At 66.1% G+C, this 19,651-nt stretch carries 20 protein-coding genes and 1 pseudogene; all 21 read left to right on the top strand.

The genetic code is table 11. The features are described from left to right. Positions 1–51: 51 nt before the first annotated feature. The 21 genes and pseudogenes from AC1Q5B_RS15140 (at position 52) to phoU (ending at position 19,517) form a co-directional block, all read left to right on the top strand. Positions 52–725: pseudogene (locus AC1Q5B_RS15140) on the top strand (MIP/aquaporin family protein). A 6-nt stretch (positions 726–731) separates the two neighbouring features. Further along, positions 732–1,676 carry a LysR family transcriptional regulator gene (locus AC1Q5B_RS15135; protein WP_044314813.1) on the top strand — a complete coding sequence of 315 codons (945 nt, stop codon included), beginning with the start codon at positions 732–734 and terminating at the stop codon, positions 1,674–1,676. A 14-nt stretch (positions 1,677–1,690) separates the two neighbouring features. After that, the gene (locus AC1Q5B_RS15130) at positions 1,691–1,936 is read left to right on the top strand and encodes an EexN family lipoprotein (RefSeq protein ID WP_425600519.1); all 246 of its coding nucleotides are present in this window, start codon (positions 1,691–1,693) and stop codon (positions 1,934–1,936) included. 227 nt (positions 1,937–2,163) lie between these two features. Next, positions 2,164–4,179: a conjugal transfer protein TraG gene (locus AC1Q5B_RS15125; protein ID WP_108497797.1), complete on the top strand. Its 2,016-nt coding sequence runs from the start codon at positions 2,164–2,166 to the stop codon at positions 4,177–4,179. Further along, positions 4,176–4,652 (top strand): ribbon-helix-helix protein, CopG family, encoded by a 477-nt coding sequence (locus tag AC1Q5B_RS15120; RefSeq protein WP_108497796.1) that lies wholly within the window; start codon positions 4,176–4,178, stop codon positions 4,650–4,652. The genes AC1Q5B_RS15125 and AC1Q5B_RS15120 overlap by 4 nt, the downstream gene beginning before the upstream one ends. A 65-nt stretch (positions 4,653–4,717) precedes the next feature. Then, on the top strand, positions 4,718–5,716 hold the full coding sequence (trbB, locus tag AC1Q5B_RS15115; RefSeq protein ID WP_425541380.1) for a P-type conjugative transfer ATPase TrbB: 999 nt from the start codon (positions 4,718–4,720) through the stop codon (positions 5,714–5,716). Beyond that, on the top strand, positions 5,713–6,105 hold the full coding sequence (locus AC1Q5B_RS15110; RefSeq protein ID WP_108497794.1) for a TrbC/VirB2 family type IV secretion system protein: 393 nt from the start codon (positions 5,713–5,715) through the stop codon (positions 6,103–6,105). The genes trbB and AC1Q5B_RS15110 overlap by 4 nt, the downstream gene beginning before the upstream one ends. Beyond that, positions 6,102–6,374: a VirB3 family type IV secretion system protein gene (locus AC1Q5B_RS15105; protein ID WP_105029020.1), complete on the top strand. Its 273-nt coding sequence runs from the start codon at positions 6,102–6,104 to the stop codon at positions 6,372–6,374. The genes AC1Q5B_RS15110 and AC1Q5B_RS15105 overlap by 4 nt, the downstream gene beginning before the upstream one ends. Positions 6,375–6,386: 12 nt before the next feature. After that, positions 6,387–8,837, top strand: coding sequence for a conjugal transfer protein TrbE (gene trbE / locus AC1Q5B_RS15100; protein ID WP_313215892.1), 2,451 nt, complete (start codon positions 6,387–6,389; stop codon positions 8,835–8,837). Continuing rightward, positions 8,834–9,577: a P-type conjugative transfer protein TrbJ gene (trbJ, locus tag AC1Q5B_RS15095; protein WP_218368316.1), complete on the top strand. Its 744-nt coding sequence runs from the start codon at positions 8,834–8,836 to the stop codon at positions 9,575–9,577. The genes trbE and trbJ overlap by 4 nt, the downstream gene beginning before the upstream one ends. Before the next feature lie 12 nt (positions 9,578–9,589). Then, a complete protein-coding gene (locus tag AC1Q5B_RS15090; protein ID WP_313215887.1) occupies positions 9,590–9,922 on the top strand; it encodes a hypothetical protein in 333 nt (110 codons plus the stop codon). After that, entirely contained in the window at positions 9,919–11,307 is a 1,389-nt protein-coding gene (gene trbL / locus AC1Q5B_RS15085; RefSeq protein ID WP_313215885.1) for a P-type conjugative transfer protein TrbL, read from the top strand. The genes AC1Q5B_RS15090 and trbL overlap by 4 nt, the downstream gene beginning before the upstream one ends. A gap of 12 nt (positions 11,308–11,319) precedes the next feature. Then, the gene (trbF, locus tag AC1Q5B_RS15080; RefSeq protein ID WP_105029022.1) at positions 11,320–12,024 is read left to right on the top strand and encodes a conjugal transfer protein TrbF; all 705 of its coding nucleotides are present in this window, start codon (positions 11,320–11,322) and stop codon (positions 12,022–12,024) included. Beyond that, the gene (trbG, locus tag AC1Q5B_RS15075) at positions 12,021–13,010 is read left to right on the top strand and encodes a P-type conjugative transfer protein TrbG (RefSeq protein WP_313215882.1); all 990 of its coding nucleotides are present in this window, start codon (positions 12,021–12,023) and stop codon (positions 13,008–13,010) included. The genes trbF and trbG overlap by 4 nt, the downstream gene beginning before the upstream one ends. Before the next feature lie 2 nt (positions 13,011–13,012). Then, complete coding sequence (locus AC1Q5B_RS15070; RefSeq protein ID WP_313215880.1) at positions 13,013–14,305, top strand: TraB/TrbI/VirB10 family type IV secretion system protein; 1,293 nt, start codon at positions 13,013–13,015, stop codon at positions 14,303–14,305. Beyond that, entirely contained in the window at positions 14,302–14,547 is a 246-nt protein-coding gene (locus AC1Q5B_RS15065) for a DUF2274 domain-containing protein (protein ID WP_105029023.1), read from the top strand. The genes AC1Q5B_RS15070 and AC1Q5B_RS15065 overlap by 4 nt, the downstream gene beginning before the upstream one ends. Before the next feature lie 403 nt (positions 14,548–14,950). After that, positions 14,951–16,045 carry a phosphate ABC transporter substrate-binding protein PstS gene (gene pstS, locus AC1Q5B_RS15060; RefSeq protein ID WP_492632397.1) on the top strand — a complete coding sequence of 365 codons (1,095 nt, stop codon included), beginning with the start codon at positions 14,951–14,953 and terminating at the stop codon, positions 16,043–16,045. A gap of 118 nt (positions 16,046–16,163) precedes the next feature. Next, positions 16,164–17,135: a phosphate ABC transporter permease subunit PstC gene (gene pstC, locus AC1Q5B_RS15055; RefSeq protein WP_492632396.1), complete on the top strand. Its 972-nt coding sequence runs from the start codon at positions 16,164–16,166 to the stop codon at positions 17,133–17,135. Continuing rightward, a complete protein-coding gene (pstA, locus tag AC1Q5B_RS15050; protein WP_492632395.1) occupies positions 17,135–17,986 on the top strand; it encodes a phosphate ABC transporter permease PstA in 852 nt (283 codons plus the stop codon). Before pstC ends, pstA begins: the two co-directional genes overlap by 1 nt. Then, on the top strand, positions 17,979–18,797 hold the full coding sequence (pstB, locus tag AC1Q5B_RS15045; RefSeq protein WP_492632394.1) for a phosphate ABC transporter ATP-binding protein PstB: 819 nt from the start codon (positions 17,979–17,981) through the stop codon (positions 18,795–18,797). Before pstA ends, pstB begins: the two co-directional genes overlap by 8 nt. 12 nt (positions 18,798–18,809) lie before the next feature. After that, a complete protein-coding gene (gene phoU / locus AC1Q5B_RS15040; protein ID WP_492632393.1) occupies positions 18,810–19,517 on the top strand; it encodes a phosphate signaling complex protein PhoU in 708 nt (235 codons plus the stop codon). Positions 19,518–19,651 lie beyond the last annotated feature (134 nt).

The following is a 19,651-nucleotide window of genomic DNA, read 5'->3' as shown; positions in this document are numbered from 1 at the left end:
TAAAAGGGGCGCTGCATTGAACAAGAACGGGTAGTCCACGGAGGAGTTCGTATGCTTCCTACACAGTGGAAATATTTTCTGTCCGAATTGATTGGGGTTTTCGCGCTGATTTTTATCGGGGCGGGCGCAGCGATACTGAGCAAGCAAGGTGACGCGGTCAGTTATCTCGGCGTTGCGCTTGCATTTGGGGTCAGCGTGACCTGCATCATTGGCGGTATTTCGACGTCAAGCAGTGCCCACCTTAACCCCGTGGTGACACTTTCGCTCTGCGCTACTGGCAGGTGTTCGTATAGATGCCTGCTCTATTACACATCGCGCAAATCATTGGCGCCTGTCTGGCGTCGGCCACTTTGTTCGCCCTCTTCTGGCAACGGATCGAAGCGGGCACCACCCGAATCGGCACCGGCGTCAGCCTGGCGAACGGTTTCATGGTGGAGACAATTCTGACTTTTTTCCTGGTTTTGACCGTGCTGCGAACTACCAGTGCACTGATCATTGGTTCGGTGGTGTTCTTGGGGGCACTGGTCGGTGGACACATCACAGGCGCAGGCATGAATCCGGCGCGAAGTTTTGGGCCTGCGCTGTTCAGCCATCACTGGGAAAACCACTGGATCTATTGGCTGGCACCGTTATCCGGGGCGCTGCTCGCTGTCTTGGTTTTCGTCTTGATGGAAAAACCCGCTGCGCTGCCGAAATGCAGCGATGCAGAATCGAAGAAATCGTGAGCGGCCATGCAATTACGACATCTGCGTTACTTCATTGCAGTCGCTGAAGAACTCCACTTCGCCCGCGCGGCTGAGAGACTGCATATCGAGCAGTCACCGCTGTCGCGCACTATCAAGGAGTTGGAGGAAGACTTGGGTGAACAGTTGTTTGTCCGAACCAGCCGAAGCACGCGCCTGACGCGGGCGGGCAAGCTGTTTTTGGAGCATGTTCCGCGCGTGTTCGCTGCCTTGCAGCAGGCCCGCGACAGCGTGAAGGCTGCGGCCAATGGCTTCCACGGCCAGTTGCGTATTGCCCTGTCCGATGGCATCACGCCGCCGCGCCTACCGACCTTGCTCGCACTTTGCCGGCAGGAGGAACCAGAAGTCGATATCCGGCTGTTTCAGGTGCCCTTGTCGCAGCAAATCAAGGGGCTGCAAGACGACTTGTACGACGTGGGCTTCGCGCAATCGGATGAAGTAGGCGAAGGTATCGCCGCCGAAGCCGTGTGGAATGACCCGCTGATGGTGGCGGTGCCAGCACGCCATCATTTGCTCAAGCACCGACGCATCCCGCTGGACGAAGTGCTGCACTTTCCGCTGGTTCTCTGCGACCCGCAAGCATGTGAGGGCTACGCGCGACAGGTTGAACGTGTGCTGCGCCGCTCTGACCGGGAGCCTCTGATCGTCGAACGTGTTGCCTCATTCGACTTGATGATGGTGGTCGTATCGGCCGGCTTCGCCCTGGGGCTGGCTGGTGCTCCGCATATCGTGTCCAACCGGGAACCTGGCGTTGTGGCCCGGCCCTTGGCGGGCCGCTCGCCAATGCTGACAACCTACTTGTTGCGACGCGAAGACGAGCGTTCGGAAGTGTTGTCCCGATTCATCGAACGGGTGCAGGTGATCGACTTGCCCGAAGGTGGGAGGCCCGTGCCGCCACCTCAGTCCGAATCACAGGAGGAATTCGAGCTATGAAGCGAATAACACCTATGCTTGTGGTCGCCGTGCTAACGGCCTGCGGCCCGTCGGAGACACCCAAGCAGGCCAACGTACCGACCGTGGAGGAACTGGCTGCCGACCCGGCACGGTTGAAGGAACTACGCCAGCAATGCAAAACCGACCGCGCGACGCTTGGCGACATGTTGTGCAACCGGGTAGCCGAAGCCACGCGCAAGCGGTTCTATGGCGACGGCAAGACACCCTACACGCCATTGGAAACGCCACCGAAGTTCTGATCGCAGTCTTTCGCAAAAATCCTGTCTTCTTTGCCAACACGCCGCAGCACGCTCGCGCCTGCGGTGTTTTTACTGGTTTCTTTGCAGCCTGAAACGATGCTTTTTGCATCATCTTGCTTCCGATAACGGTCTTTGACCGGCACTGACCCGGCACCGATTCTCACGCTATGCGGCACGTCCTTGTGCCGCTCTTGAACGAGGAATAGCGCAGGAATCGGAGGTCAGTCATGCAAGCTCAGGGCGTGCTGTTCGGGCAGATCGCCGCCGTCTTCGGCATCGTGATCGCCGGCGTATGGAGTGCAACGCAATGGACAGCAGCCGCCCTGGGCTATCAACTACGCCTTGGCTCGCCCTGGTTTGATTTCTTCGGCACGCCGGTCTATCACCCCTGGCGGCTGTTCGAGTGGTGGTTTTTCTTCGATGCCTACGCGCCGCATGTCTTCGATATTGGCGGGGCCATCGCGGGCGGTAGCGGCTTGGTGGCGGTGGTGGTCGCCATCGCCATGTCGGTGTGGCGCTCCCGGCAATCGCGCCTTGTCACCACATACGGCTCGGCACGCTGGGCCGAAGCGGATGACGTTCGCAAGGCCGGGCTGACGCAACCGGCTGGCGTGTTCCTGGGCAAGTACCGCAACGAGTACCTGCGCCACGAAGGCCCGGAACACGTCCTGACCTTCGCGCCCACGCGCTCGGGCAAAGGCGTCGGCCTGGTGGTGCCCACGCTGCTTTCGTGGCCCGCATCCGCCGTCATTCACGACATTAAAGGCGAGAACTGGCAGATCACCGCCGGCTGGCGCTCGTGTTTCTCACATTGCCTGCTGTTCAACCCGACCGATGCAAAGTCGGCAGCCTACAACCCGCTGCTGGAAGTACGGCGCGGCGCGCATGAAGTGCGCGACGTGCAGAACATCGCGGACATTCTCGTTGACCCCGAAGGGGCGCTGGAGAAGCGCAACCACTGGGAGAAGACCAGCCACGCGCTGCTGGTCGGAGCCATCCTGCATGTGCTCTATGCGGGCAAGGACAAGACGCTGCGCGGCGTTGCCAACTTCCTCTCCGACCCGGCCAGCCCGTTCGAGCTGACCTTGCACCGGATGATGACGACGAAGCACCTGGCCGATGCACCGCACCCGGTTGTCGCGTCCGCTGCCCGCGAAGTGCTCAACAAGTCGGACAACGAGCGTTCGGGCGTGTTGAGCACCGCCATGTCGTTCCTCGGTCTGTACCGCGACCCCACGGTGGCCGAAGTCACCTCGCGCTGCGACTGGCGCATCGCCGACCTGATCGCATCCGAGCATCCCGTCTCGCTGTATCTGGTAGTGCCGCCCTCGGACATTTCCCGCACCAAACCGCTCATTCGCCTGATCCTCAACCAGATCGGGCGACGGCTCACCGAATCGCTCGACGGTTCTGACGGCATCAAGCGCCGCCACAAGTTGCTGCTGATGCTCGATGAGTTTCCGGCCTTGGGTCGGCTCGATTTCTTCGAGACGGCGCTTGCCTTCATGGCCGGCTACGGCATCCGCAGCTTCCTCATCGCGCAGTCGCTCAACCAGATCGACAAAGCCTACGGCCAGAACCATTCGATTCTGGACAACTGCCACGTCCGAGTGACGTTCTCAACCAACGACGAACGAACCGCGAAACGAGTATCCGAAACGCTCGGCACCGCCACCGAGCTGCGCGCGCAGCGCAACTACGCGGGTCATCGGCTCGCGCCGTGGCTGGGGCATCTCATGGTGTCGCGGCAGGAGACGGCCCGCCCGCTGCTGACGCCCGGCGAAGTCATGCAGCTTCCGACCGACGAAGCCGTGGTGATGGTGTCCAGCGTCGCGCCGATCAAGGCGAAGAAACTGCGCTACTACGCCGACGCCAATTTCAAGAGCCGCGTATTGCCGCCGCCCGCGCTTGCGGCCGGGCAGTACGCCGATGTGCCACCGGCCCGGCCTGACGACTGGAGCGGCCTGGCGATCCCCTCTGTCCCCGCAGTGGCCACCAGTGCCGCCGCCGAAGGCTTGGGCTGCACCGCCGACGACGGCGGCCCGCGCCGCCAGCCGGAGCTATCCGAAGTCGCCGAATACAGCCCCGAACCGCAGCTCGCCGGCAACGACCTGGCGCTGCTCGATGACGACGACGACCTGACGCTGCCCGGTTTTGCTTCTCTCCCCGGCCAGCTCGACCCAGCGATGCAGCGCACGGCCCGGCTGGCTTCCCTCGACCCCAACGACGGAATTGACCTATGAGCCAGTACCGCCTCAATCTGTTCATCCAGCCCGAGCACGCCAAGCGCCTCGAAGAACTGGCCGCCAAGAAAGGCGTGTCCAAGTCATCCATCGTCGCGGCGGCGCTCGCATCGTGGCTATCGCCCGATGCAGCCGATCAGCGCGAGGCGGCCATCGCCAAGCGGCTCGATCGCCTGTCGCGGCAGACCGAGCGCATGGAGCGCGACCAGAACATCCAGATCGAAACGCTGGCGCTGTTCATTCGCTACTTCCTGACCGTCAGCACGCCGGTTCCCGAAGCCCATCAGGATGCGGCCCGCGCCCAGGGCAAGGCGCGTTTCGAGCAATTCGTGGAGCAACTTGGCCGCCACCTGCTGCGTGGCCGAAGCCTGGTGCGCAACGTGGTGGAGGAACTGCATCCTGACCCGGTGCGGATGGACGACGCAACTGCGCTGGCCGAAGCCCACGAACGAACTGCGGAGCGTGCCTTATGAGCTCCGTTCCGCACACCCCGCCCGAACGCTCATCCACCGCGGCTTCGCTGGATCGCCGTATCCAGATGCTGCGCACGGCAATGGGGCCAGTCATCGCCGCTGCGCTGGCCGACCCGGACGTGGTGGAAATCATGCTCAACCCCGACCGCACCCTATGGGTGGATCGGCTGTCGTCGGGCCGCACGCCGCTGGGCGTGGAACTGTCCGAAGACGATGGCGAACGCATCATTCGCCTGGTGGCCGCGCACGTCGGCGCAGAGGTGCATCGCGGGCGGCCGCTGCTGACCGCCGAGCTGCCCGAAACCGGCGAGCGGTTCGAGGGCATCTTGCCGCCGGCTGCGCCTGGCTCGGCCTTCGCGCTGCGCAAGCGTGCCGTGAGCATCATCGGCCTGGATCGTTATGTGGCCGACGGCATCCTGACCACCGGGCAGGCCGAGTTCCTGCGCCGCGCGGTGCGCGAGCGCCAGAACATCCTGATCGCCGGGGCAACGAGCAGCGGCAAGACCACACTTGCCAATGCCTTGCTTGCGGAAATCGCCGCCACTGGCGACCGCGTGCTGGTGCTCGAAGACACGATAGAGCTGCAATGTGCCGCCCGCGACCATGTGCCGCTGCGCACCCGTGCTGGCGTCGTGTCCATGACCGAACTGGTGCGCGCCACGATGCGCCTGCGCCCCGACCGCGTGATCGTCGGCGAGGTGCGCGGCGGCGAAGCCCTGGACTTGGTGAAGGTGTGGGGCACCGGCCATCCGGGTGGCATTGCCACCATCCACTCCGGTTCCGCGCTGGGCGCATTGCTGCGCCTCGAACAGTTGATTCTCGAAGTCGCGGTGAACCCGCCGCGTGCGCTGATCGCCGAGGCGGTCAACGTCGTCATCCACATCGCCGGACGCGGCCGCAAGCGCCGCGTCGAAAGCATCGCCCGCGTCGTCGGATTTGACGGTGTGGGCTACCGCCTGGCGGACGCGCTGGAAACACCGTTTCCCGAGCTGATGCCGGTGCCTCTCGCAGCCGATGCCGCTGCGCCTTCCCCGTCCCTTGACCAACCTGGAGAACTGCCATGACGCAGATGCACGCTTACGCTTTCCGCTTTTCCGTAAATCCGCTTCTCCACCTGTCCGGCCTCGTGCGGCTGCGCAGCCTGGCCCGCCCTGCGGGGCAAGGGCTGCTGCTGGCCGCGCTGCTGCTGTTCCTGGCCGGAACGGCGCAGGCCGCCGGTTCCTCGATGCCGTGGGAAGGCCCGCTGCAATCCATTCTGGAGTCGATCCAGGGGCCGGTGGCACGCATCGTCGCGGTCATCATCATCATCGCAACCGGCCTCGCGCTGGCCTTCGGCGACACGTCGGGGGGCTTTCGCAAACTCATCCAGATCGTCTTCGGTTTGAGCATCGCGTTCGCCGCGTCCTCGTTCTTCCTGTCGTTCTTCAGCTTCTCTGGCGGGGCGGTCGTATGAGCGGGCCGGACAGCTTCGCGGCCGGCTTCGAGGTGCCGCTACATCGCTCGCTGACCGAGCTGATCCTCATGGGCGGCGCACCGCGCACCGTGGCGATTGCCAACGGTACGCTGGCCGCCGCCGTCGGGCTGGGCCTGCAACTCTGGATTCCCGGTGTCGTGCTCTGGATCGTCGGCCACTCGCTGGCCGTGTGGGGCGCGCGTGTCGATCCGCAGTTCATGCAGGTCTTCGCCCGGCACATCAAGCACAAGCCGTTGCTGGACGTGTAGGGGGATGCCGCCATGCTGAACCTTGCCGAATACCGCCAGCGGCCCGCGCTGCTGGCCGATTGGCTTCCCTGGGCCGGGTTGATCGCGCCGGGTGTCGTCTTGAACAAGGACGGCAGCTTTCAGCGTACAGCCCGTTTCCGTGGCCCCGACCTCGACAGCGCCACGCAGGGCGAGTTGATCGCCACCACGGCGCGGCTGAACAACGCGCTGCGCCGGCTGGGTTCAGGCTGGGCGCTGTTCGTGGAAGCCGAGCGCCAGCCGGCGGCGGACTATCCGCATTCCGACTTTCCCGAACCGCTGTCCTGGCTGGTGGACGAGGAACGCCGCGCCGCCTTCGAGGAATCGGGCAACCACTTCGAGAGTGCCTATCACCTGACGCTGGCCTATCTGCCGCCCGAGGAATCCCGCGCCCGTGCGGCCAAGCTGCTCTACGAGCACGCGCCGGGCGATGGCGTGGACTGGCGCGGTCGGCTCGATGCTTTCGTGGCGGAAACGGATCGGGGCTTTGACCTGCTCGATGGCGTGATGCCGGAGATCGCCTGGCTGGACGATGCCGCGACGCTGACCTATCTGCACGCCACGGTTTCGACGCGGCGCTACCGGCTGGCCGTGCCCGAGGTGCCTTTCCACCTCGACGCGCTGCTGGCCGATTCCGCCCTGGTCGGCGGCCTCGCGCCTATGCTGGGCGACCAGCACCTGCGCGTGGTGTCGGTGCGGGGCTTTCCGACTTCCACTTGGCCGGGCTTGCTGGACGACCTAAACCGCCTGGGCTTTGCCTATCGCTGGAGTACGCGGTTCCTCTGCCTCGACAAAGCCGAAGCGGAAAAGGAGCTGGGCCGCCTGCGCCGCCAATGGTTTGCGAAGCGGAAGAACGTCATCGCGCTGCTGCGCGAAACGATCTTCCAGCAGGAAAGCCCGCTGGTCGATACCGACGCCAGCAACAAGGCGGCCGACGCGGACGCCGCCATGCAGGAGCTGGGCAGCGATCAAGTCGCCTTCGGCTACCTCACGGCCACGGTGACGGTGCTCGATGCCGACCCGGCCGTGGCCGACGAAAAGCTGCGCATGGTGGAGCGCGTGATTCAGGGGCGCGGCTTCGTCACCATCCCCGAAACGCTCAATGCCGTGGATGCGTGGCTGTCGTCGGTGCCGGGCAATGCGTATGCCAACGTGCGCCAGCCCATCGTCTCGACGCTGAACCTCGCGCACATGATGCCGCTGTCGGCGGTGTGGGCCGGGCCGGAGAAGAACGACCACCTCGACGGCCCACCGCTGATAGTCACCCGCACCGATGGCGCGACGCCGTTCCGGCTGGTCACGCACATCGGCGACGTGGGACACACGCTGGTCGCTGGCCCCACCGGCATGGGCAAATCGGTACTGCTGGCGACGCTGGCCTTGCAGTTCCGCCGCTACTTCGGCTCGCGGATCTTCGCCTTCGACATGGGCCGCTCCATGCGCGCCACCATCCTCGGCCTGGGCGGCGAGCACTACGACCTGGGCGCCGATGGCGGCATCGCGTTCCAGCCGCTCGCCCGCATCGACCACGAGGGCTACCGCTCCTGGGCCGCCGAATGGGTGGAAGGTCGCCTGCTGCATGAGGGCGTGACCGTCGGCCCGGACGAGAAGGTGGCCATCTGGTCGGCTCTCGGCAGCCTCGCCGGTGCGCCGCAGGAACAGCGCACGATGACCGGGCTTTCCGTGCTACTGCAATCGAACGCGCTGCGCCAGGCACTCGCGCCTTATGTCCTGGGCGGTGCGCACGGAAAACTGCTGGATGCGGACGCCGACCGCCTCGGATTCGGCGACGTGCAGGGCTTCGAGATGGAAGAACTGATGCACAGCCCTGCCGCCGTGCAAGCGGTGCTGCGCTACCTGTTCGCCCGCTTCGACGAGCGTTTCGATGGCGCACCCACGCTGCTGATTCTCGATGAGGCGTGGCTGTTCCTCGATGAGCCGTCCTTTGCGGCCCGCATCCGCCAATGGCTCAAGACGCTCAGGAAAAAGAACGTCAGCGTCATCTTCGCCACGCAGTCGCTGGCCGACATCAAGGATTCGACCATCGCGCCCGCGATCATCGAAAGCTGCGCGAGCAGGATTTTCTTACCTAACCCGCAGGCCACCGAGCCGCAGATTCGCACGATCTACGAGGGCTTCGGCCTCAACAGCCGGCAAATCGAAATCGTCGCCACCGCGCAGCCCAAGCGCGACTACTACTACCAATCGCGCCTCGGCAATCGCCTGTTCGACCTCGACCTGGGGCCGGCCGCGCTCGCGTTCGCGGGCGCATCCACACCGCAAGACCAACGCGACATCGACCGCGTGCTGACGCAGGCCGGCGCACCCGGCTTCGCCGGCGCGTGGCTGCGCCATCGCGGCCTTGATTGGGCCGCCGACCTGCTGCCGTCCGCACCGGCGGCCGCTTCGTTCCTCAACGCCCAACCACTGGAGGTTCCACCATGAAGACCAAGCCCCGTTTGCTGTCCGCCTCGCTCGCTGCCGCGCTGTCTGTCTCGCTGATGCTCGCACAGCCGGCGGCCGCCATCACTGTGTTCGATCCATCGAACTTCGTGCAGAACACGCTGACCGCCGTTCGCACGCTTGAGCAGATCAACAACCAAATCAACCAGCTCCAGAACGAAGCACAGATGCTAATGAACCAGGCGCGCAACCTGGCGCGTCTGGACTTCAACATCGTCAACCGTCTGCGCTCGACGCTCGCCACCACCGAACGCCTGATCGCCGAGGCGCAGGGGCTGGCCTACGACGTGACGAGCATGGATCGGGAGTTCGCGCGCCTGTATCCCGAGCAGTACGCCGCCACCGTCAGCGGCGACCGCATGGCGCAGGACGCCCGCGAACGCTGGCAGAACAGCTTGAACGGCCTGCACACCGCCATGCGGATGCAAGCCCAGGTGTCGCAGAACCTGACCCAAGACGAAAGCGCGCTGGCCGATCTGGTCAGCCAGAGCCAGTCCGCCACCGGCGCGCTGCAAGCCATGCAGGCGACGAACCAGCTCCTTGCCTTGCAGGCCAAGCAGTCCATCCAGGCGCAGCAGCTCCAGATCACGCAAGACCGTGCGGCCTCGCTGGAACTGGCGCGGCAGGCGGCGGCCACCGAGCGCGCCCGCGAAGTGCGGCGGCGCTTCCTCGGCACCGGCACGCCATACACGCCGCAGCGCGTGGACTTCTACGGCAACTGACGGGAGACAGCCATGCGATGCGTCCTCGCTCTGTCGGCTTCGCTGCTGGCCCTGCTGCTGACCGCGTGCGGCCAGCAGCAGGCCGAAGACCTGGCCGATGCCTTGGCCGCCGATCCCGCGCGGCTCAAGGCGCTGCGCGCGCAATGCGCGGCCGACCGGCAGGCCGTGGGCGAGGAAGCCTGCCGCGCTGCCGCCGAAGCGTTCCGGCGGCGCTTCTTCGCCGGCCAGACCGGGCCGGACGAATACCGGACGCTGGCCGATCTGCCGCCCATTCCGCCGAGCTTCGATGAACCCGCCGATGGCGGCGAAACACCGGCCTTGCCTGCATACGAGGACGCGCCATGAACGACGTGACCATCATCGACCGCTTCCTCGACACGTTCTCGCGCTACATCGACTCGGGCTTCGGGCTGTTGCAAGGCGAAGTGGCGTTCCTGACCGCCACGCTCATCGTCATCGACATGACCATCGCCGGGCTGTATTGGGCGATGAGCCACGCCACCGGCCAAGGCGAGGACGTGATCGCCAAGCTGCTGCGCAAGGTGCTCTACGTCGGCGCCTTCGCCTACATCATCGGTAACTTCAACTGGCTGGCCGGCATCGTGTTCCGCTCGTTCGCCGGCCTGGGCCTGACGGCCACCGGCTCGGCCATCACGATGGAGAACTTCCTGCAACCGGGGCGGTTGGCGAAGACCGGCATCGACGCGGGTGCGCCGATTCTGGAGCAGATCGGCGACATGGCCGGCTTCCCCGAGGTGTTCGTGAACCTCGACCCCATCGTGGTGATGTTCCTCGCCTGGCTGGTGGTGATCCTCTGCTTCTTCGTGCTGGCGGTGCAGCTTTTCATCACGTTGATCGAGTTCAAGCTGACCACGCTCGCCGGCTTCGTGCTGGTGCCGTTCGCGCTCTGGAACAAGACCTCGTTCCTCGCGGAAAAGGTGCTCGGCAACGTGGTGTCGTCTGGCGTCAAGGTACTGGTGCTGGCCGTGATCGTCGGCATCGGTTCGGGCCTGTTCGCCGAGTTCCAGACCGTGCCGGATGAACCGTCCATCGACCATGCCCTGGTCGTGATGCTCGCCTCGCTTGCGCTGCTGGCGCTGGGCATCTTCGGGCCAGGCATCGCCACGGGCCTCGTGTCCGGTGCGCCGCAGCTTGGCGCGGGCGCGATGGCCGGTGCCGCTGTCGGCGCTGTTGGCACGGGCGTTGCCATTGGCGCCGCCGCGACTGGTGTGGGCGGTGCGGTCATGGCCGGGGCGCGTATGGCGCCGGCCGCCGCCAAGTTGGCCGGCAGCGGTGCGCGTGCCGCTGCCTCGACGGCCGGTAGCGCCCGGTCGGCGTTCCAGGCCGGTTCCGCCGCAGCCGGTGGCGGGGCCAAAGGCGCGATGGCGGGCCTGGGCAACGTCGCCAAGACCGGCGCGCAGGCCGCCGGCCAGAAGGCCGCCGCCGGGGCGCGTTCGCTCAAAGACCGGACAGCCGCCGCTTTCCGCGCCGACGGCGTGGCACCGGCTTCTGGCGGCGGTGCGGCAGCGACCAGCGGCGCCGCCACCCAAGGGAGCGCAGCCGAAGGCGATGCCCCGGCCGCCGCCGGGCAGAAGCAACCGGCCTGGGCCAAGCGCCTGCACCGCCGCCAGCAGATGACCCACGCCGCGACCACCACCGCTCACACGCTGCGCGGTGGCGATGGTGGTGGATCAGGGCAAGGCCCGAGCCTGCGCGATTCCGATTCATAAGGAGAGACGACCATGCGATTCAAGCGACCGCAGGTGCGCTATGCCGATACGCCGCAGCCTGCCACCCCATACCAATCCGCCGCGCAGGTGTGGGACGAGCGTATCGGCTCGGCCCGCGTGCAGGCGAAGAACTGGCGGCTGATGGCCTTCGGCTGCCTGGTGCTGGCGCTGCTGATGGCTGGCGGCCTGGTCTGGCGTTCGGCGCAGTCCATCGTCACGCCTTATGTCGTGGAAGTGGACAACGCCGGCCAGGTACGCGCCGTGGGCGAAGCGGCCACGCCGTACCAGCCCAACGACGCGCAGACGGCGCACCACATCGCGCGCTTCATCACGCTGGTTCGATCGCTGTCCATCGACCCCATCGTGGTGCGGCAGAACTGGCTGGACGCCTACGACTACACCACAGACAGGGGCGCGGCCGTGCTCAACGACCACGCCCGCACCAACGACCCGTTCGCACGCATCGGCCGCGAGTCGGTGACGGTGCAGATCACCAGTGTCGTGCGCGCCAGCGACACGTCTTTCAACGTGCGCTGGACGGAGCGCCGCTACGTCAATGGCGCGGCCGCCGGGCTGGAGCGGTGGACGGCCGTGGTGTCCATCGTGCTGCAAACCCCGCGCACCGAGGAACGTCTGCGCCACAACCCGCTGGGCATCTACGTCAACGGCCTGTCGTGGAGCCGCGAGCTGGATTCTTCCGAAGGAGCCAAGCCATGAACCTGCCTTTCCGCTTTTACGCTTTGCCGTTGATGCTTCTTGTCCTGGCGGGCTGCGCCACTCAGGGCAAGCCGCCGCCGACCATTTCGCTCGATGAACCCGTGCAGGCCCAGCCGTTGCCTGAACCGCCCAAGCCGGTCGAAGTGGTAGAGGTGCCAACGGTGCTGCCGATGCCGGCGCAGTTGAAACCGCTGCCCGAGGTGGACGAAGCGCCGCCGGCGCCGGAGCCGACCGACGAAACCGTGCGCGTATCGAAGGCCAATGCCGAGGCGCGCATTGCGCCCACGCGCGAGGGCTACGTCAACGCGATTCAGGTCTGGCCGTACACCGACGGCGCGCTGTATCAGGTCTATGCCGCGCCGGGGCGCGTGACCGTGATTTCGCTCCAGCCCGGCGAAGAACTGGTGACGGTCGCCGCCGGCGATACCGTGCGCTGGATCGTCGGCGACACGTCCAGCGGCAGCGGCGACGAACTGCGCATCAATGTGCTGGTGAAGCCGATCCGTTCCGGGTTGAAGACGAACCTGGTCATCACCACCAGCCGCCGGACGTACCTGCTGGAACTGACTTCGACCGAACGCGCCTGGATGGCATCGGTTTCCTGGGATTACCCGAGAGATCGGATGCTTGCCTTGCAGCGCCAGGCGCAGGCCGCGCAGGCGACCGCGCCGGTCGATACCGGCCTGTCGCTTGAGCGCATCCGCTTCCGCTACGCGATCAGCGGCAGCAATCCGCCGTGGAAGCCTCTGCGCGCTTTCGACGACGGCGAGAAGGTCTATATCCAGTTCCCGCCGGGCATCGCCCAAGGCGAGCTGCCGCCGCTGTTCGTGATCGGCGCGCAAGGCGACGGGCAACTGGTGAACTACCGCTTCCGCTCGCCGTACTACATCGTCGATCGACTGTTCGGTGCGGCTGAACTGCGCTTGGGCGGGGACGGTGGCGACGTGGTGCGCATCGAGCGCACGGATGGCACGCGGAGGAACTGACCATGAGCCAGGACGACACTCCCGACGTTGCCGTGCCGCAGGCGGGCAAGGTCGAACCCGAAGCGGTGGCGCTGCGCGCCCAGCCGCGTCCGGTCACACGGCTGAACCGGCGCATGCTGGCCATCCTCGCCGGCGGCCTGTCGGTCGCCGTGCTCGGTGCGCTGATGTGGTCGCTGCAACCGCAGCGACGCGGAGCCAACGAGCAGGCCGAGCTATACAACGTGGATCGCGTTTCACGCTCCGAAGGACTCGACCAGCTTCCGGCCGACTATTCCAAGCTGCCGCCGACTTTGCCCCCCGACGTGCCCGAGCTGGGGCCGCCGCTGCCGGGCGACCTTGGGCCGGCCATAGTGAATTCGCAGCAGCCGGCCGTGGCCGCCTATGCCACACCCGGTCACGACCCGGCCGAGGCGGAACGCCTGGCCCGCTTGAAGGAGGCCGAGGAAGCGGCTGCATCGTCGGTATTTTTCCGCACCGGCACCCAGCAAGCCGCGCCGGTGGCGCAGTCGCAGGTGGCCGCCGCGCCGGGCTTCGCCGCCAATGCGGCCTTCGACCCGATGGCGGCCGGGCCGGCTTCGACGGCGGCCCAGCCCGCCGACCCGACGGCCGTGCAGAACAGGCAAGACCAGAAAGAGGCGTTCCAGCAAGCCGGAACCACGGAAACCCGAAATTCCGGCAACCTGCAAATGCCCGCATCGCCGTATCAGGTGATGGCCGGAACGGTGGTCGCCGGGGCGCTGGTCACGGGCATCAAGTCGGACTTGCCCGGCGACGTGATCGCCACAGTGACGGAGCCGGTCTATGACACGGCCACCGGGCGTTTCCTGCTGATTCCGCAAGGTTCGCGCATCCTCGGCCGCTACAACAGCCAGGTCAGCTACGGGCAGAGCCGCGTTCAAGTCGTCTGGAACCGGATCATCCTGCCCGACACGTCATCGCTCACGCTCGACAACCTGGCCGGCACTGACCCGGCCGGCTACGCCGGCCTGGAGGATGGCGTCGATTGGCATTGGGATCGCATCTTCGCCGGTGCGGTGCTGACCACGCTGCTGGGCGTCGGCGCCGAGCTGGCTGCGCCGGAAAACCGCCAGGACGGCGATCGCATCATCATCGCCGGGCGCGACAGCGCGCAGGACAGCATCAATCAGGTCGGCCAGGAGATGACCCGGCGCAACCTCAACATCCAGCCCACCTTGACCGAGCGGCCGGGCCTGCCGGTTCGCATCATCGTCAATCGGGATCTGGTGCTGCGGCCGTACCAACCGCTGTTCTTCAATCGGGGGACTTCACGATGAGCACAACCAAGAAGCTGCGGCTGGGGCCGCTGCCGAAGACCGAGAGCATCAAGCTCACCTTCGCTTGCCCGGCCAGCCTGAAAGCCGACCTCGACCGCTACGCCGCGCTGCACGCGCAGGCGTATGGCGAGACTGTCGATGCCGTGACGCTGATCCCGCACATGCTGGAGGCGTTCATCGCCGGCGACCGGGGATTCAGGAAGGGAGGCGCGAGCAGGCCCGCACCGCCGAGGCCGAGCTGACAATGCACGGACGCATTGCCGACGCACCCTCGAACGCGCAGCCCACGCTGCGCGTTCTTCGTTCTGGAGCGCTGCGACCGATTGGGCTATGATGACCGAGCAAGCCTGCCGTCTGCTGGCAATCGCCCCCGACGCAGTACGCTCCGGCTTTCTACCGCGACGCTCTTATGTGGCTCCTAGCCCACAAAGTCGCAGCCACGCAAAGCGGCCCGAAGTAGAGCTAAACCCGTGTCCTGTATAAGCTTTCAAGCCCCCAGCGATTTTCACTGAGGGCTTGACACAGGCACTTTTTTGCGCCCGGCCCGGCAGTCGTCGCATGACAGCGCGAGATGGCGATGTCATCACGCTGTAACAAAAACATCATTTCATAGCGTGGATCACACACGACCTGTCTGGAGAGCCCATGCACATCCGCACCGCCCGCCTGGCCACGCTGGCCCTGGCCACCGCCTTCTTCGTCGCGGCCTGTGGCGGCAAGACCGACACCCCGGCCGCCACCACGAGCGGTGACGCGGCCGCCCCGGCCACTGCCGGCGCGCAGAAGATCTCGGCCGAACTCACCGGCGCAGGCGCGTCCTTCATCTATCCGCTGATGGCCCGCTGGTCCACCGACTACAACAAGGCGACCGGCGCCAAGATCAACTATCAGTCCATCGGCTCCGGTGGCGGCATCGCGCAGATCAAGGCGGCGACCGTCGACTTCGGTTCGTCCGACAAGCCGCTGTCGTCGGAAGAGCTGGCACAGGCCGGCCTGGCCCAGTTCCCGTCGGTCATCGGCGGCGTGGTGCCGGTCATCAACGTGGAAGGCCTGCAGCCGGGCCAGCTGAAGCTGAGCGGTACCGTGCTGGCCGACATCTTCCTGCATAAGATCACCGCCTGGAACGACCCGGCCATCGTCGCGCTGAACCCGGGCGTCACCCTGCCCACCGGCAAGATCAACACCGTGCACCGCTCCGATGGTTCGGGCACGACCTTCAACTTCGTCAACTACCTGTCCAAGGTCAGCGCGGACTGGAAGGCGAAAGTCGGCGAAGGCACCTCGGTCAACTGGCCGGGCGGCGTCGGCGGCAAGGGCAACGAAGGCGTCGCGGCCTACGTGCGCCAGCTGAAGGGCTCGATCGGCTACGTCGAACTGGCCTACGCCGAGCAGAACGCCATGTCGTACGCGTCGCTGCAGAACGCGGCCGGCCAGTTCGTGAAGCCGACGCCGGAGAGCTTCGCGGCGGCCGCGGCCAGCGCCGACTGGGCGAACGCGAAGGACTTCAATCTGGTCATCACCAACGCGCCGGGCGGGCAGGCGTGGCCGATCACCGCCACCAACTTCATCCTGGTCTACAAGCAGCCCAAGGACGCGGCGAAGGCCAAGCACACGCTGGAGTTCTTCAAGTGGGCCTACGAGCAGGGCCAGGCGCAGGCGAACGAGCTGGACTACGTGCCGCTGCCACCGGAACTGGTCGGCCAGATCGAGCAGTACTGGAGCACCGAGATCAAGCTCTGATCATCGCTTGAACCCGCGGGCCGTCGTGTCGGGCGGCCCGCTGTCATCACGCGGTAACCGCTTCGCCGTGCACTAGCGCCTCACGCGCCAACCGCCCCTCTCCCACTTCCCGGGTCGCATGAACGCCACCGCCCTCCCCGCTTCCCTGACGGACGTTCGCACCGCGAAAGACGCGCGCGCCGACACGCTGTTCCGGCTGACGCTCACTGGCGCCGGCCTGTTCGTCCTCGTTTCGCTGATCGCCGCCGCCCTGTCCATGCTGTGGGGCGGTCGCGAGGCCCTGCAGACGTTCGGCCTGGGCTTCTTCACCAGCACCGACTGGAACGTCGGCACGCGCGAGTTCGGCGCGCTGGTGCCGATCTTCGGCACGCTGGTCAGTGCCGGCATCGCCATGCTGATCGCGGTGCCGGTGAGCTTCGGCATCGCCGTGTTCCTGACCGAAGTCGCGCCGGCCTGGATGCGCGGTCCGGTCGGCATGGCCATCGAACTGCTGGCCGGCATTCCTTCGATCATCTACGGCATGTGGGGCCTGTTCGTGCTGGCGCCGCAGCTGAGCGAACACGTCTACCCGTGGATCAACGACCACCTCGGCCAGCTGCCGCTGGTCGGCGCGCTGCTGTCGGGCCCGCCGCTGGGCATCGGCATGATGACTGCCGGCCTGGTGCTGGCGATCATGGTGATCCCCTTCATCTCGTCGGTGATGCGCGAGGTCTTCCTGACCGTGCCGGGCCGACTGAAGGAATCGGCCTATGCGCTGGGCTCGACCAAGTGGGAAGTGGTCTGGGACATCGTGCTGCCGTACACCCGCTCGGCGGTGATCGGCGGCGTGTTCCTCGGCCTGGGCCGCGCGCTCGGCGAAACGATGGCGGTGACCTTCGTCATCGGCAACGCCTACGCGATCAGCCTGGCGCTGCTGGAACCCGGCACATCGATCGCCGCGACCATCGCCAACGAATTCGCCGAAGCCACCGATCCGCTGCACAAGGGCTCGCTGCTGCTGCTCGGCTTCACCCTGTTCGTGCTGACCTTCATCGTGCTGGCGATCGCCCGCCTGATGCTGCGCCAGCTCGCCAAGCGGGAGGGCAACTGATGTCCGCGTCGCTCTATTCCTGGCGCAAGGCGAAGAACGTCATCGCACTGACGTTGTCGATCGCCGCGGCCCTGTTCGGCCTGATGTGGCTGGTGTGGATCCTGTGGACCACGATCACCAAGGGCATGGGCAGCCTGAACCTGGACCTGTTCACCCAGATGACCCCGCCGCCGAACGAACCGGGCGGCCTGGCGAACGCGCTGTTCGGCAGCGTGGTGATCAGCCTGCTGGCGATCGTGCTGGGCACGCCGATCGGCATCGCCGCCGGCACCTACCTGGCCGAGTACGCCAACAAGCACTGGCTGGGCGAGACCGTCCGCTTCGTCAACGACATCCTGCTGTCGGCGCCGTCCATCGTGCTGGGCCTCTTCATCTACACCGTGATGGTGGCGCAGATGGGGCACTACTCGGCGTGGGCCGGCGCGGTGGCGCTGGCGTTCATCGCGCTGCCGGTGATCGTGCGCACCACCGACGAGATGCTGCGGCTGGTGCCGCAGCAGATGCGCGAAGCCGCCCTGTCGCTGGGCGTGCCGCAGTGGAAGGTCACCACCCAGGTGCTGATGCGTTCGGCGCTGCCGGGCATCGTCACCGGCATCCTGCTGGCGCTGGCGCGCATCAGCGGCGAAACCGCGCCGCTGCTGTTCACCGCCTTCAACAACCAGTTCTGGAGTACCGACCTCAACCAGTCCATGGCCAACCTGCCCATGGTGATCTTCCAGTACGCGATGAGCCCGTACGACTCGTGGAACTCGCTGGCCTGGGCCGGCGCCTTCCTCGTCACCGGCATGGTGCTGATCCTCAGCCTGGTCGCGCGAACCATCCTTCTTCGAAACAAGGTGACCCATGAATGACGCCGCCCGCATTGCCGTGGTGACGCCGCCGCGCCATGACGACCTGTCCGCCCCCGCCAGCGTGAAGCTGGCGGCCAAGGGCCTGGACTTCTACTACGGCGATTTCCACGCGCTGAAGAACATCAATCTGGAGATTCCGGAGAAGCGCGTCACCGCGCTGATCGGTCCCTCCGGCTGCGGCAAGTCCACGCTGCTGCGCGTCTTCAACCGCATCTATTCGCTGTACCCGAAACTGCATGCCAAGGGCGAGGTGCTGCTGGACGGCGAGAACATCCTCGACGCCAAGTACCCGATGAACCGCCTGCGCAGCAAGGTCGGCATGGTGTTCCAGAAGCCGGTGCCGTTCCCGATGACGATCTTCGAGAACGTCGCCTACGGTATCCGCCACCATGAGCGCCTGAACAAGGCCGACATGGACGTGCGCGTCGAACAGGCGCTGCGCCAGGCGGCGCTGTGGGACGAGGCCAAGGACAAGCTGAAGCAGAGCGCGCTGGGCCTGTCCGGCGGCCAGCAGCAGCGCCTGTGCATCGCGCGCGCGGTGGCGCTGCGTCCGGACGTGATCCTGCTGGACGAGCCGACCTCGGCGCTGGACCCCATCTCGACCAGCAAGATCGAGCAGCTGATCGAAGAACTGAAACACCAGTACACGATCGCCATCGTCACGCACAACATGCAGCAGGCGGCACGCGTGTCGGACTACACGGCCTTCATGTACCTGGGCGAGCTGGTGGAGCACGACGCCACGTCGACGATCTTCTCCAACCCCGGCAAGCAGCAGACCGAAGACTACATCACCGGCCGCTTCGGCTAAGGACACGCCTCCATGAACACCCAACCGAACGACCACATCGTGAAGAGCTACGACGACGAACAGCGCCGCGTGGTGGCCGACATCGTCCGCATGGGCGAGACGGCCGTTGCCCAGCTGGAGGCCGCGCTGGACGTGGTGGAACGCCGCGACGACAAGGCCGCCCAGCGCATCATCGCCAACGACGAGGCCATCGACGCCATCGAGCACCAGGTCAGCCACGACCTGATGCAGCTGGCGCTGCGCGGCCCGATGGCGCGCGACCTGCGCGTGATCCTCGCCGGCCTGCGCATCCCGGCTGACATCGAGCGCATCGGCGACTATGCCGCCAACGTGGCCAAGCGCTCGATCGCGCTGAACCTGGCGCCGCCGATGCCGCAGATCACCGGCCTGCGCGCACTCGGCAGGCTGGCGGCCCGCCAGGTACGCGATGCCCTCGCGGCTTACCAGACCAGCGACGCCGAGCAGGCGGTGCAGGTCCGCGCGCGCGATGCCGAACTGGACGCGCATTACACCGCGCTGTTCCGCGAGCTGCTGACCTACATGATGGAAGACCCGCGCAACATCACGCCGTGCACGCACCTGCTGTTCATGGCGAAGAACCTCGAGCGCATCGGCGACCACGCCACCAACATCGCCGAGAACGTCTGGTTCCTGGTGCATGGCGAACAGCCGCTGCCGCCGCGCGACAAGCGCGACGAGACCAGCACCACGGCGGTCTGACCCGGCTCTTCTTCCGCACCGCAGCACCCCATGGGCCCCGCTTTTCGCGGGGCCCATGCATTCGGCGCCCCCTGCATACGGGCGGCTAACGTCCTGCGTCTACACTGTCGCCACTTCCCGTGCGACCCCGTCGC

Source organism: Pseudoxanthomonas sp. GW835-FHT14C01, from assembly GCF_058793715.1.
The sequence above is the reverse complement of the archived record's forward strand: the minus strand, read 5'-3'. Positions and strand labels throughout refer to the sequence as shown.